General features: G+C 62.2%; 12 protein-coding genes. 7 read left to right on the top strand and 5 right to left on the bottom strand.

Annotated features, from left to right (window positions below; translation table 11 throughout):
* Nucleotides 1-10: 10 nt before the first annotated feature.
* Both purE and CKW35_RS15100 read right to left on the bottom strand, forming a co-directional pair.
* The gene (gene purE, locus CKW35_RS15095) at nt 11-502 is read right to left on the bottom strand and encodes a 5-(carboxyamino)imidazole ribonucleotide mutase (protein ID WP_016489856.1); all 492 of its coding nucleotides are present in this window, start codon (nt 500-502) and stop codon (nt 11-13) included.
* Nucleotides 503-673: 171 nt separating this feature from the next.
* Nucleotides 674-1,606: a LysR substrate-binding domain-containing protein gene (locus tag CKW35_RS15100; protein ID WP_161775561.1), complete on the bottom strand. Its 933-nt coding sequence runs from the start codon at nt 1,604-1,606 to the stop codon at nt 674-676.
* A gap of 182 nt (nt 1,607-1,788) precedes the next feature.
* On the opposite strand from CKW35_RS15100, the gene aspA reads away from it, so the two are divergent.
* From aspA to CKW35_RS15125, 4 genes are all read left to right on the top strand, one after another.
* Entirely contained in the window at nt 1,789-3,213 is a 1,425-nt protein-coding gene (gene aspA, locus CKW35_RS15105) for an aspartate ammonia-lyase (RefSeq protein ID WP_024717848.1), read from the top strand.
* A gap of 171 nt (nt 3,214-3,384) precedes the next feature.
* Complete coding sequence (locus tag CKW35_RS15110; RefSeq protein ID WP_095116253.1) at nt 3,385-4,377, top strand: AraC family transcriptional regulator; 993 nt, start codon at nt 3,385-3,387, stop codon at nt 4,375-4,377.
* Between the two features lie 225 nt (nt 4,378-4,602).
* Nucleotides 4,603-5,646, top strand: a complete 1,044-nt coding sequence (locus CKW35_RS15120; protein WP_016489860.1) for a histone deacetylase family protein — start codon at nt 4,603-4,605, stop codon at nt 5,644-5,646.
* On the top strand, nt 5,646-6,749 hold the full coding sequence (locus CKW35_RS15125) for a polyamine ABC transporter substrate-binding protein (RefSeq protein ID WP_016489861.1): 1,104 nt from the start codon (nt 5,646-5,648) through the stop codon (nt 6,747-6,749). Before CKW35_RS15120 ends, CKW35_RS15125 begins: the two co-directional genes overlap by 1 nt.
* A gap of 31 nt (nt 6,750-6,780) precedes the next feature.
* On the opposite strand, the gene CKW35_RS15130 is transcribed toward CKW35_RS15125, so the two are convergent.
* On the bottom strand, nt 6,781-8,310 hold the full coding sequence (locus CKW35_RS15130; protein WP_016489862.1) for a PLP-dependent aminotransferase family protein: 1,530 nt from the start codon (nt 8,308-8,310) through the stop codon (nt 6,781-6,783).
* A 90-nt stretch (nt 8,311-8,400) separates the two neighbouring features.
* Here CKW35_RS15130 and CKW35_RS15135 point away from each other — a divergent pair, with 90 nt between their 5' ends.
* From CKW35_RS15135 to CKW35_RS15145, 3 genes are read left to right on the top strand one after another with little or no spacing between them, the layout of a single operon-like run.
* Nucleotides 8,401-9,030, top strand: coding sequence for an FMN-binding negative transcriptional regulator (locus CKW35_RS15135; RefSeq protein ID WP_016489863.1), 630 nt, complete (start codon nt 8,401-8,403; stop codon nt 9,028-9,030).
* Nucleotides 9,031-9,042: 12 nt separating this feature from the next.
* Nucleotides 9,043-9,489: a GNAT family N-acetyltransferase gene (locus tag CKW35_RS15140; protein ID WP_016489864.1), complete on the top strand. Its 447-nt coding sequence runs from the start codon at nt 9,043-9,045 to the stop codon at nt 9,487-9,489.
* 7 nt (nt 9,490-9,496) lie between these two features.
* Nucleotides 9,497-10,168 (top strand): GNAT family N-acetyltransferase, encoded by a 672-nt coding sequence (locus CKW35_RS15145; RefSeq protein ID WP_060519723.1) that lies wholly within the window; start codon nt 9,497-9,499, stop codon nt 10,166-10,168.
* 186 nt (nt 10,169-10,354) lie between these two features.
* On the opposite strand, the gene oadA is transcribed toward CKW35_RS15145, so the two are convergent.
* Together oadA and CKW35_RS15155 are read right to left on the bottom strand one after the other, a co-directional pair.
* Complete coding sequence (gene oadA / locus CKW35_RS15150; protein WP_095116255.1) at nt 10,355-12,163, bottom strand: sodium-extruding oxaloacetate decarboxylase subunit alpha; 1,809 nt, start codon at nt 12,161-12,163, stop codon at nt 10,355-10,357.
* An 11-nt stretch (nt 12,164-12,174) separates the two neighbouring features.
* A complete protein-coding gene (locus tag CKW35_RS15155) occupies nt 12,175-13,590 on the bottom strand; it encodes an acetyl-CoA carboxylase biotin carboxylase subunit (protein WP_016489867.1) in 1,416 nt (471 codons plus the stop codon).
* Nucleotides 13,591-13,732 lie beyond the last annotated feature (142 nt).

A 13,732-nucleotide genomic window follows, 5' to 3' on the forward strand; every position in this document is an offset into this window, starting at 1 on the left:
GGGTTGAGCCTCAAGCCTGGCGCGGGTCTGGGTTGTCCAGCACAGTGTCGGTCTGTTCCGTGCGGAACTGCTTCAGTGCCGCGTGGTACTGCGGGTACTTGGCGCCCAGGATGCTGGCCGACAGCAGCGCAGCGTTGATCGCACCGGCGCGGCCGATGGCCAGCGTGGCAACCGGCACGCCGGCTGGCATCTGCACGATCGACAGCAGCGAATCGACGCCCGACAGCATCGACGACTGCACCGGCACACCCAGCACTGGCAGGTGGGTCTTGGCGGCGCACATGCCTGGCAGGTGGGCTGCGCCACCGGCACCGGCGATGATCACCTCGATGCCGCGGCCTTCGGCCTCCTCGGCATACTGGAACAGCAGATCCGGGGTGCGGTGGGCAGAAACCACCTTCACTTCGTAAGGAATGCCGAGTTTTTCCAGCATATCGGCGGTGTGGCTAAGGGTGGACCAATCGGACTTGGAGCCCATGATCACGCCAACCAGTGCACTCATCGTCGAGCCTCTTCGCTTGTGCGCCCGCGGGCGCGTCAAAAAACAACAAGCCACGCGGGACGACCGGCGTGGCTTGTTTGCTGATCAGGACCGGACTCATCCGGTCGAAAGGCCGCGCAGTATACCGTAAGGTGGTGCGTTTAAGGCACCCCGGCGACCAACTGTCGGGCCTTATTTTTCGGGGCTTTGGCTGACTTTTGGGTCAACCGCCGCCGCACCCTCGAGCTTGCGCCACAACAGCCTGACGTTGGCCTTGCGCACCAGGGCGCAGCGGTACAGGCGTATTTCCAGTGGCACATGCCACTGGCTGCCGCCGCAGACGGCCAGTTCGCCGCGCTCCAGCTCGCCACGCATCGACAGGCGCGGTACCCAGGCGATACCCATACCCTCCAGCGCCATGCTCTTGAGGCTGTCGGCCATGGCGGTTTCATAGACGGTGGTATAGCGCAGGTTGCGCTGGCGCAGCAGCAAATTGACCGAGCGGCCCAGAAATGCGCCAGCGGTATAGGCCAGCAACGGCACACTGCCCTCACCTTCCAGGTCGAACAACGGCTTGCCCTCGGCATCCACGGCACACACCGGCAACATTTCGGTGGTGCCCATGTGCAGTGAGGGGAAGATCTCGGCATCCATCTGCAGGGCCGCGTCCGGGTCATAGAAAGCCAGCATCAGGTCGCAGCCACCTTCGCGTAATGCATGCACGGCATCTCCGACGTTAGTCGCAACCAGGCGAGTGGCGATGTTCAAACCGTCGTTGCGCAACTGGGCAACCCAACGGGGGAAAAAACCCGACGCCAGGGAGTGTGCCGCAGCCACCTGCACCACCTCGCCCTGCCCGCCCTCAAGATGATGCAAATGGCGCAGAATTTCGCTCAACTGGTCGACAACAGTGCGTGCCGTGACCAGAAACAGCTGGCCGGCTTCAGTCAGTTCGATGGGCGTGCGGGAACGGTTCACCAGTTGCAGGCCCAATGCCGCTTCAAGGCTGCGAATGCGCCGGCTGAAGGCCGGTTGGGTGACAAAACGCCGCTCTGCCGCCTGTGAAAAACTGCGGGTAGCGGCGAGTGCGCTGAAATCTTCCAGCCATTTGCTTTCAAGGTTCACGAAGCACATCTCCCGGCGTGCACCAAAATGGAACACGCTCGAATGTCAATTGGCGTCACATGAAACACTATGCCGTTTGTGCATAGGTTAGCGTGCAACAGCATTGGCCGCAAAATCACCTTAAGGCCTAGGATTGGCGCCATTCCGGCATGTGCCGGGTCAACATCGAGATGATATACATCATGTCCTCCGCTGCATCGTTCCGCGTCGAAAAAGATCTGTTGGGTACCCTTGAAGTTCCTGCTGATGCCTACTACGGCATCCAGACACTGCGCGCTGCCAACAACTTCCACCTCTCCGGCGTTCCACTGTCGCACTACCCGAAACTGGTAGTCGGCCTGGCGATGGTCAAGCAGGCAGCTGCTGACGCGAACCGTGAGCTGGGGCACCTGAGCGATGCCAAGCACGCTGCGATCAGCGCAGCCTGCGCACGACTGATCAAGGGCGACTACCACGAACAGTTCGTGGTAGACATGATTCAAGGCGGTGCTGGTACTTCTACCAACATGAACGCCAACGAAGTCATCGCCAACATCGCGCTGGAGGCCATGGGTCACCAGAAGGGTGAGTACCAGTACCTGCACCCGAACAACGATGTGAACATGGCGCAGTCGACCAACGACGCCTACCCGACCGCTATCCGTCTGGGCCTGCTGCTGGGTCACGATGCCCTGCTGGCCAGCCTCGACAGCCTGATCCAGGCCTTCGCAGCCAAAGGTAAAGAGTTCGACCACGTACTGAAGATGGGCCGTACCCAGCTGCAGGACGCCGTGCCGATGACCCTGGGCCAGGAATTCCGCGCCTTCGCCACCACCATGACCGAAGACCTCAACCGTCTGCGTTCGCTGGCGCCTGAGCTGCTGACCGAAATCAACCTGGGTGGTACTGCCATCGGTACCGGCATCAACGCCGACCCGGGCTACCAGATGCTCGCGGTGCAACGCCTGGCAATCATCAGCGGTCAGCCGCTGGTACCGGCTGCCGACCTGATCGAAGCCACCTCCGACATGGGCGCCTTCGTGCTGTTCTCCGGCATGCTCAAGCGTACTGCCGTCAAGCTGTCGAAGATCTGCAACGACCTGCGCCTGCTGTCCAGCGGCCCTCGCACCGGCATCAACGAAATCAACCTGCCAGCGCGTCAGCCAGGCAGCTCGATCATGCCAGGCAAGGTCAACCCGGTTATCCCGGAAGCCGTCAACCAAGTCGCCTTCGCCATCATGGGCAACGACCTGGCCCTGACCGTCGCCGCCGAAGGTGGCCAACTGCAGCTGAACGTGATGGAACCGCTGATCGCCTACAAGATCTTCGACTCGATCCGCCTGCTGCAACGTGCCATGGACATGCTGCGCGAGCACTGCATCGTCGGCATCACTGCCAACGAACAGCGCTGCCGTGAACTGGTTGAGCACTCGATCGGCCTGGTCACCGCCCTGAACCCGTACATCGGCTACGAAAACGCCACCCGTATCGCCCGCGTTGCCCTGGAAACCGGCCGCGGCGTGCTGGAACTGGTGCGCGAAGAGAAGCTGCTGGACGAAGAGATGCTGAACGACATCCTGCGTCCGGAAAACATGATCGCTCCACGTCTGGTTCCGCTGAAGGCGTAACCCGACCGCTGCAAACAGTCTCACCAGGTTAAGGGACTAGACACCTCTCAACCTTTCAAGGCCCGAGCCAATGCTTCGGGCCTTTTTTTGTCTGATGGATTTGCCCGAACGCCCGGATATCGGCACACAACTTGCTCCATAATGCGTCCCAGCCCCACGGGATTACCCAGCATGCTGCACAGCCATCTGACTACCCTCAACGCCGTTTCGCTGATCCTCAACGTCTTTCAGGCAGAAGGTTGCGAGGCTTCGGCGCTGCTGGCCGGCAGCGGCATTGGCCCGGCAGACCTGGGGCACGCGGATGCGCGCATCACCACCCAGCAGGAATTGCAGGTGTGCGCCAACGCCGTGGCCCGGCGCGAGGACATCGGCCTGGAACTGGGCCGGCGCATGCATGTGTCGTGCTACGGCATGCTGGGTTACGCCCTGCTCTCCAGTGCCACTTTGGGTGACGCCTTGCGCCTGGCGCTGCAGTATCCGGCACTGCTGGGAACAGTCTTCAAGCTGCGCTTGCTCGACGATGGCCAGCGGGTCTGGTTCAGCGCCAGCGACTACCACGACAGCCCGGCACTGAGCGCTTTCAACGCCGAGTTCTGCCTGGTGTCGCTGAAAGTCATCTGCGATGACCTGCTTGGCCGCCCGTTGCCGTTGCTGGGGGCCCGTTTCGAGCACACTCGGCCCGGCTACCACGTGCGCTATGCCGATGCATTCCAGTGCCCGGTCGGTTTTGCCGCCGAAGACAATGCCTTTGCCTTCGAACGACGCTGGCTGGACACGCCGCTGCCGCTGGCCGACCCGATTACCCACAAAGCCATGAGCGAGCGCTGCCGGCGCCTGAACCTTGAGTTCACCGGCCGCCAGGCCTGGCTGGGGCGTATTCGTCAGCTGCTGACCCAGCAACTGGATGCCGCGCCTGGGCTGGAAGGCCTGGCACGGCAAATGAACTGCTCGTCGCGCACCTTGCGCCGGCATCTACAGGCGCTGGGCAGCAGTTATCAACAGCTGCTGGACGAGCTCAGGTTCGAGCGGGCCAAGCAGTTGCTGGCCGATGAGCAGATGCCCATCTACCGTATTGCCGAGACCTTGGGGTTCAGCGAGACGGCCAGTTTCCGCCATGCCTTCCAGCGCTGGAGTGGTGTGGCGCCCAGCCACTTCCGCGGTTGACCTGTACCGGCCTCTTCGCGGGCTTGCCCGCTCCCACAGAAACTGCACAAGTCCCGAGTACTTTGGGATACCTGTGGGAGCGGGCAAGCCCGCGAAGAGGCCGGCACAGGAAAGCACGACCAGAGAGCTTGGCCAGATCGATCCCCTTTTGGCCACTTGCGTCGTTCTCCGCTACTGACCCGCCCATGACAATGGACCCACGCCAGTACCCACCGGAGAACAACAATGCTGACGATCTATTCCGATGACCACCGCCTGCACCATGGCCGCTGCGAGCTGATCGACGGCAAGCTGATGCCCTGTTTCGAAATGCCTTCGCGTGCCGACCATGTACTCGACCAGGTGAAAAAGCGCGACCTCGGCGATATCCAGGGCCCGACCGACTTCGGCCGGGCGCCATTGCTGCGCGTCCACAGCGCCGATTACCTGGACTTCTTCGAAGGCGCCTGGGCACGCTGGGCAGCATTGGGCCAGGAAGGCGACCTGCTGCCTTTCACCTGGCCTGCACGCACGCTGCGCCAGGTAAAGCCCACCGGCCTGCACGGTGAACTGGGCTACTACAGCTTCGATGCCGGTGCGCCGATCACCGCCGGCACCTGGCAAGCGGCCTACAGCGCCGCCCAGGTCGCCCTTACCGCCCAGGCAGCGATCCAGCAAGGCGCCCATTCGGCCTTCGCACTGTGCCGCCCGCCAGGGCATCACGCCGCCGGTGAAGTGATGGGCGGCTACTGCTACCTGAACAACGCCGCCATCGCTGCCCAGGCGTTCCTCGACCAGGGCAAGCGCAAAGTCGCCATCCTCGACGTTGACTACCATCATGGCAACGGCACCCAAGACATCTTCTACAGCCGCGACGACGTGTTCTTCGCCTCGATCCACGGCGACCCGCAGGACGAATTCCCGTTCTTCCTCGGCTATGCCGACGAAACCGGCGAAGGTGCCGGCGAGGGCTGCAACGTCAATTACCCTTTGCCGGCCGGCAGCGACTGGGCCGCCTGGAGCGCCGCGCTGGAAGACGCCTGCCAGCGCATCGCCAGCTATGACGCCGACGTGCTGGTCATCTCCTTGGGTGTGGACACCTTCAAGGACGACCCCATCTCGCAGTTCAAGCTCGACAGCCCGGACTACCTGGAAATGGGCAAGCGCATCGGCCAGCTCGGCAAGCCGACCCTGTTCGTGATGGAAGGCGGCTACGCTGTGGAAGAAATCGGTATCAACGCGGTCAATGTGCTGGAAGGCTTCCAGCGCGCCCAGCCAGGAGCCCGGTAATGGTCCGACTCAAGCGTCTGCTCGCCCCGTTCATCGCTGCCACCCTGTTCACCGGTGCCCTGCACGCCCAAGCCGAGCAGCGCACCCTGCGTGTGTATAACTGGTTCGATTACATCACCCCGCAGACCTTGACCGACTTCCAGAAGGACAGCGGCGTCAAACTGATCTACGACATCTTCGACACCAACGAAGCACTGGAGGCCAAGCTGCTCACCGGCAACTCCGGCTATGACGTGGTGGTGCCTTCCAATGTGTTTCTCGCCAAGCAGATCGAGGCCGGGGTATTCCAGCCGCTAGACCGCAGCAAGCTGCCGAACTGGCAACACCTGGACCCGGCGCTGATGAAACTGATCGAGGCCAACGACCCGGGTAACAAGTTTGCCGTGCCGTACATGTACGGCACCGTGCTGATCGGCTTCAACCCGGCCAAGGTCAAGGCTGCACTCGGCGACAACGCGCCGGTCGACAGCTGGGACCTGATCTTCAAGGAAGAGAACATTGCCAAGCTCAAGCAGTGCGGCGTGGCCCTGCTCGACTCGCCTTCGGAGATTCTGCCACTGGCCCTGCAGTACCTGGGCTTGCCACCGAACAGTGACAAACCGGCCGACTACAAGAAGGCTGAGGCGCTGATGCTGAAGATTCGCCCCTACATCACCTACTTCCATTCCTCGAAGTACATGGCAGACATCGCCAATGGCGACATCTGCGTGGCAGTGGGCTACAGCGGCAGCTTCTCGCAGGCCGCAAACCGCGCCCGCGAGGCGAAGAACGACGTGGTGGTGGACATGCGCCTGCCCAAGGAAGGCGCGCCGATCTGGTTCGACATGCTGGCGATTCCGAAAAACGCGGCCAACCCGGAAGACGCCCATACGTTCATCAACTACCTGCTGCGGCCGGAGGTGATTGCGCCGATCAGCGACTTTGTCGGGTACCCCAACCCGAACAAGGATGCGACCGACAAGGTAAGCCCGGCGATTCGCAACAACCCCAACCTGTACCCGACTGCGGAGGCGATGGCCAAGCTGTATACCCTCAAGCCACTTGCGCGGGATGCCGAACGGGCCAGGACCCGGGCCTGGACGCGGATCAAGTCCGGCACCTGATATAGCGCCCTGGGCCGCACAGCGGCCCCATTCACCTTCTCCAGGCCTTTCGCAGTTTCATCAGTGCCTCGGCAATCTCTCCCTCCGGCACCGCCGCAAACCCCAGCACCAGCCCCGCTCGCTTATCCACAGGCACCTCGCTGTCCGTCAACCAGAAATTACTCAGCGGCGTAACCTCCACTCCCACCGCTTCCGCCTTGGCCACCAGTTCCTGTTCGCGCGCAAAGTTATCCACATCAACCTTCACATGCAGCCCGGCCGCCACTGCCGGCATGGCGCCCAAACCGGGAATATCCTCAGGCCAGCCTGCCTTGAGTACATTGCGCCGGCTTAGCGCCGCCTTGCGCATGCGCCGGATGTGCCGCTGAAAGTGCCCGCGGGCCATGAACTCGGCCATCACACATTGGCTGCTGACCTCTGAATGCCGCACCGCCAGCGCCTTGCCCTGGCTGAATGCTTGCGCCAACTGCGGCGGGAGTACAAGGTAGCCCAGGCGCAGCGCCGGGAAGGCAATCTTGCCGAAGGTGCCGACGTACAGCACGCGCCCGTGCCGGTCGAGGGCCGCCAACGGGGCCAAGGGCGCGCCGCTGTATCGGTACTCACCGTCGTAGTCGTCCTCGATGATCCAGCCATCGTTTCGGTCAGCCCAGGCCAGCAATTCCAGGCGGCGCGCCAAGCTCATGGTCACCCCGGTCGGGTACTGGTGGGCAGGCGTCACATAGGCCATCCGACAATCCTTCAGTTGCCCAAGCCGGCTGCAATCCATCCCCTCCCCATCCACCGGTACGCCGCACAACTGGCCACCCGCCAGTGCAAAGGCGTGACCGGCCGCCCGATAGCCCGGGTTTTCCACAGCTACGCCGTCGCCCGGCTCTAATAGCAACTGTGCACAAAGACTAATGGCCTGCTGCGCGCCACTGGTGATCACAATTTGTTCAGCCATGCAATTCAGCCCGCGCGAGCGACGCAAGTAGGCAGCGATCAGTTCGCGCAGCATCGGCTCGCCCGCCGGGTTGCCATAACCGAGTTGAGCGGGGGTCGGGTTACGCCAGAAACCCGCCTGCAGCTTGGCCCAGACGTCAAACGGGAACAGGTCGAATGCTGGAATGCCAACGCGAAAAGCACGCGGCTGACCGCTCCTTGGTGGCGACAAGTGATGGGTTTTCAGACGCCGCAAAGCTTCGCTTGAACGTCGGTGGCTGGATAAATCCTCAGTATATTCTTCTGAAATTGTGGATAACCCTGTTGATAACCCATGGGATAACCCTGTGGATACTTGTGTGGATAGTTTTGGTAGCCGGCTTACATAGGTGCCATCGCCGACACGGCTTTCGATGTAACCCTCGGCGTACAACTGGTCGTAAGCCCGCACCACGCTGTTGCGTGACAACACCAGCATGGTGGCCAACTCGCGGGTGGCCGGCAGCCGGGTGCCGCTGCTCAAGCGCCCGTCCAGCACCCGCGCGCGCAGCGCCTGGTACAGCTGCTGGCTGAGCCCGCGGCGGCGGTCCAGGGCGATCCCGGAAGGGTCGAAAGGCAAAACGAGGGGGCTATCATTCATGGCATTGGACCTATGAAAACAGGCATTAATGGCTCTTACCCAGAACCAATAGCCTGCCTAGGATGGCTCCACTGCACAAGGAAACCGAGCATGTACAACAGCAAACCCCATCAGGAACACGAACTCGGCCGCCTGCACCAGCACATGCTCGACACCCGCCTGGCCGTGCTGGTCAGCCAAGGTGACCAAGGCCTGTTGGCCACACACCTGCCGGTACTGGTGGATATCACCGAGGGCGAGTTCGGCACCGTCTATGCCCACCTGGCACGGGCCAACCGCCAATGGCAGGACCTGGCACAAGGTAGCGAAGCCCTGCTGGTCTTCCCCGGTGCCGACGCCTATGTCAGCCCCAGCTACTACCCGAGCAAAGCCGATAACCCCAAAGTGGTGCCGACCTGGAACTACCTGGCCGTCCACGCGTATGGCCCGGCCGAAGTCATCCATGAAGCCGAGCCCCTGCTCGCCATCGTGAGCCGCCTGACCGATCGCCACGAACACGGTCGCAGCGAACCGTGGAAAGTCACCGACGCCCCTGCCGACTACATCGAGGGCATGCTGCGCGCCATCGTCGGTATCCGCCTGCCCATCGCCCGCCTGCAAGGTGCGCGCAAGCTCAGCCAGAACCGCTCCGCGCAAGATATCGCCGGCGTGCGTGACGGGCTGGCCGCCAGCCCCGATCAACTGGACAACCAACTCGCAGCGCACATGCGCCAACCCTGAAGGAATAGCCCCATGCCCAGCGTTACCCTGCGCCCTGTCGGCGCCCAAGACCATGCCGCCTGGCTCGCCCTGTGGCAGGCCTACCTGCACTTCTATGAAACCGAGTTGGCCGATGAAGTCAGCCTCAGCACCTGGCAGCGCCTGCTCGACCCGAGCGAGCCAACCCATGCGGCATTGGCCTGGGTCGATGGCAAGGCGGTGGGGATGGTCAACTTCATCTACCATCGTTCTAACTGGAGCATCGAAAACTCTTGTTACCTGCAGGACCTGTACGTGGACAGCTCGCAGCGCGGCCTGGGCATTGGTCGCCAGCTGATCGAGCACGTCTACACCACAGCCAAGGCCGACAACTGCATCAAGGTGCACTGGCTGACCCACGAAACCAATGCTACCGCCATCAGCCTGTATCAGCAGGTTGCCGAGCGGTCGGGCTTCATCCAATTCCGCAAAGGCTTGTAGGCCGAACATGACAGACGCATTGAACTGGAAACCCGCCGCAACGCCCCAGGCCGAGCCAATTGAAGGCCGCTTCATCCGCCTGGAAAAGCTCGACCCGGCGCGCCATGGCGACGACCTCTGGCAAGTGCTGCAAGGCCCAACGTCCGACCCAGTGCTGTGGGACTACCTGCCCTATGGCCCGTTCACCGAGCGGGCCGAATTCGACCGTTGGCTGCAGGGCAACGCCGCAGGGCGCGACCCGCTGTTCTACACCGTAATCGACCGCGCGAGCGGCCAGGCCCAGGGTATTCTCAGCCTGATGTCGATCGTGCCCGACCACGGGCGCATTGAAATCGGCCACATCGCCTTCGGCGCCGCCATGCAGCGCACCCCCAAGGGCACCGAGGCGGTGTACCTGCTGGGCAAGCTGGGCTTCGAACTGGGCAACCGTCGGCTGGAGTGGAAGTGCAACAACGCCAATGCCCGCTCCAAGCGCGCAGCGGAGCGGTTTGGCTTCGTCTACGAAGGCGTATTCCGCAAGCACCTGGTGGTGAAGGACCATAACCGCGATACGGCGTGGTATTCGATTACCGATGATGAATGGCCAGCGGTGGCTGCCGGCTTCGAGCGGTGGTTGAGCCAGGAGAATCAGCGGCCCGAGGGGCAGGTGAATACACTTGAGGCATGCCGCAACGGCTGATAGCTGTATGGGTCTCACTGGCCTCTTCGCGGGACAAGCCCGCTCCCACAGGTACTGCACTGCCCTCAAGTGCAGTGGTAAACCTGTGGGAGCGGGCTTGTCCCGCGATGAGGCCGGCAAATACAGCACAAAAAAAGGGGAGCATCCGCTCCCCAGAGGTTAACCGCTTGTAGATGAGGGCTTATCTCAGCCCTCGATCTCGATCAGGATCTCACCCGGCGTCACGCGATCGCCCTTGGCCACGTGGATGGCCACGACCTTCCCAGCAATGGCCGCCTGCACTTCGGTTTCCATCTTCATGGCTTCGGTGATCAGCACGGCCTGGCCAGCCTTGACCACGTCCCCTTCCTTGACCAGTACATCAACGATGTTGCCCGGCATAGTGGTGGTGACGTGACCTGGATCGGTGGCTTGCTTGCGCTTGCTACCGCCGCCACCGACGAACTCGTTGAGTGGCTCGAACACCACTTCTTCCGGCATGCCGTCGATAGACAGGTAGAAGTGGCGCTTGCCTTCGGCCTTAACACCCACCCCGGTGATGTCGACGCGGTAGGTTTCGCCGTGCACGTCGATGACGAACTCGGTCGGTACCCCTTCACCGCCTGGAGCAGAAACGGCGCCAGCTTCTGGAATTGGCAACAGGGCTTCCGGAGTGAGGGTGCCGGCTTCGCGTTCTTCGAGGAACTTGCGGCCAATATCCGGGAACATGGCGAAGGTCAGCACGTCTTCTTCACAGCGGGCCAAGGCGCCGATGTCGTTACGCAGCTTGGTCATCTCTGGCTTCAGCAGGTCGGCCGGGCGCACATCGATCACTTCCTCGCTGCCGATCGCCTGGCGGCGCAGCTGCTCGTTGACCACACCCGGGGCCTTGCCGTAACCGCCTTGCAGGTACAGCTTCACCTCGTTGGTGATGGTCTTGTAGCGCTCGCCAGCCAGCACGTTGAAGAACGCCTGGGTGCCGACGATCTGCGAGGTCGGCGTCACCAGCGGCGGGAAGCCGAGGTCTTCACGCACACGCGGGATTTCGGCCAGCACTTCGTTCATGCGGTTGAGCGCGCCCTGTTCCTTGAGCTGGTTGGCCAGGTTGGAAATCATGCCACCGGGCACCTGGTTGACCTGCACGCGGGTGTCCACGGCGGTGAATTCGCTTTCGAACTGGTGGTACTTCTTGCGCACGGCGTAGAAGTACAAGCCGATTTCCTGCAGCAGCTCCAGGTCCAGGCCGGTGTCGAATTCGCTGCCCTTGAGCGCAGCAACCATCGACTCGGTACCCGGGTGGCTGGTGCCCCAGGCGAAGCTCGAGATGGCGGTGTCGATATGATCGGCGCCGTTTTCCACAGCCTTGAGCTGGCACATGGCGGCCAGGCCGGCGGTATCGTGGGAGTGGATGAACACCGGCAGCGACTGCTCAGCCTTCAGCGCCTTGACCAGTTCACCCGTGGCGAACGGGGTCAGCAGGCCGGCCATGTCCTTGATCGCCACCGAGTCGCAACCCATGGCTTCCATCTGCTTGGCCTGCTTCACGAAGGCCTCGATGGTGTGCACCGGGCTGGTGGTATAGGCGATGGTGCCCTGGGCATGCTTGCCGGCAGCCTTGACCGCTTCGATGGCCACGCGCAGGTTACGCACGTCGTTCATGGCGTCGAAGATGCGGAACACATCAATGCCATTGACCGCTGCCTTGGCGACGAAGGCTTTGACCACGTCGTCGCTGTAGTGGCGGTAACCCAGCAGGTTCTGGCCGCGCAGCAGCATTTGCAGGCGGGTGTTGGGCAGGGCTGCGCGCAACTTGCGCAGGCGCTCCCACGGGTCTTCCTTAAGGAAGCGCACGCACGCGTCGAAGGTGGCGCCACCCCAGACTTCCAGCGACCAGTAGCCGACTTTGTCGAGCTTGTCGCAGATCGGCAGCATGTCTTCGGTACGCATGCGGGTGGCCAGCAGGGACTGGTGGGCGTCGCGCAGGATCGTGTCGGTTACGTGAATTTTCTTGGACATTATAGGTTTCCTCACAGGCCTGCGTGGGCGGCGATGGCGGCGGCGATGGCCAAGGCCAGCTCTTCGGGTTTGCGCTTGATCGAGTAGTTGGTCAGTTCAGGGTGGCTTTCGACGAAGCTGGTATTGAACTGCCCGCTACGGAATTCCGGGTTGCGCAGAATTTCCTGGTAATAGGCGGCAGTGGTCTTCACCCCTTGCACACGCATGTCGTCCAAGGCTCGCAGGCCGCGGTCCATGGCCTCTTCCCAGGTCAACGCCCACACCACCAGTTTCAGGCACATGGAGTCGTAGAACGGCGGAATGGTGTAGCCGGTGTAGATCGCTGTATCGGTACGCACGCCCGGGCCACCGGGGGCGTAGTAACGAGTGATCTTGCCGAAGCTGGGCAGGAAGTTGTTCTTCGGGTCTTCGGCGTTGATGCGGAACTGCAGCGCGTAACCGCGGTGCTGGATGTCTTCTTGCTTGACCGACAGCGGCAAGCCCGAGGCGATGCGAATCTGCTCACGGACAATGTCGATACCGGTGATTTCCTCGGTGATGGTGTGTTCCACCTGCACCCGGGTGTTCATTTCCATGAAGTACACCTCGCCATCGGCGAGCAGGAACTCCACGGTACCGGCGTTCTCGTAGTTCACCGCCTTGGCCGCACGCACCGCCAGGTCGCCGATGTAGGCGCGCTGCTCGGGCGTGAGCTGTGGGCTTGGGGCAATTTCGATGAGCTTCTGGTTACGGCGCTGGATAGAGCAGTCACGCTCGAACAGGTGCACCACGTTGCCGAAGCTGTCACCGAGGATCTGTGCCTCGATGTGCTTGGGGTTGACGATGCACTTTTCCAGGAACACTTCGGCCGAACCAAAGGCTTTGGTGGCTTCGGAAATCACTCGCGGGAAGTTCTGCTCCAGCTCTTCGCGGCTGTTGCAACGGCGAATACCGCGGCCGCCACCACCGGAGGTGGCCTTGAGCATCACCGGGTAACCGATGCGCTCACCTTCGCTCAGGGCTTCATGAATATCGGCAACGTTGCCTTCGGTGCCCGGGGTTACCGGCACACCAGCGGCGATCATGGTGCGGCGCGCTTCGGTCTTGTCGCCCATGCGGCGAATGACGTCGGCGGCCGGGCCGATGAACTTGATCCCGCGTTCAGCGCAGATCTCTGCCAGTTCAGCGTTTTCCGATAGGAAACCATAGCCCGGGTGCAGGGCATCACAGCCGGTTTCCACAGCCAGGTTCACCAGCTTGCGCGGGTTCAGGTACCCGGCCAGCGGCTCGGCGCCAATGCTGTGTGCTTCGTCGGCGCGCTTGACGTGCAAGGCATGCCGGTCGGCGTCGGAATAGATCGCTACCGAGCGTATGCCCATCTCGGCGCAGGCACGCACGATCCGAACTGCGATTTCACCTCGGTTGGCGATCAGGATTTTTTTTATCACTGGAGTCTTCCCAAAGCCGTAGGAACAGTCGAGCCGGTTCTACCGGTCGGCGCGTGACCAGGCGTTGCTGGCCAGTCGCGTATTCACCCTAGCGCTGTAGGTCGATAAACAAAAATCAATATTTGTTAGATGCAATATTAGC

It is taken from the genome of Pseudomonas sp. Irchel 3F3, assembly GCF_900187545.1.
Lineage (GTDB): Bacteria > Pseudomonadota > Gammaproteobacteria > Pseudomonadales > Pseudomonadaceae > Aquipseudomonas > Aquipseudomonas fortuita.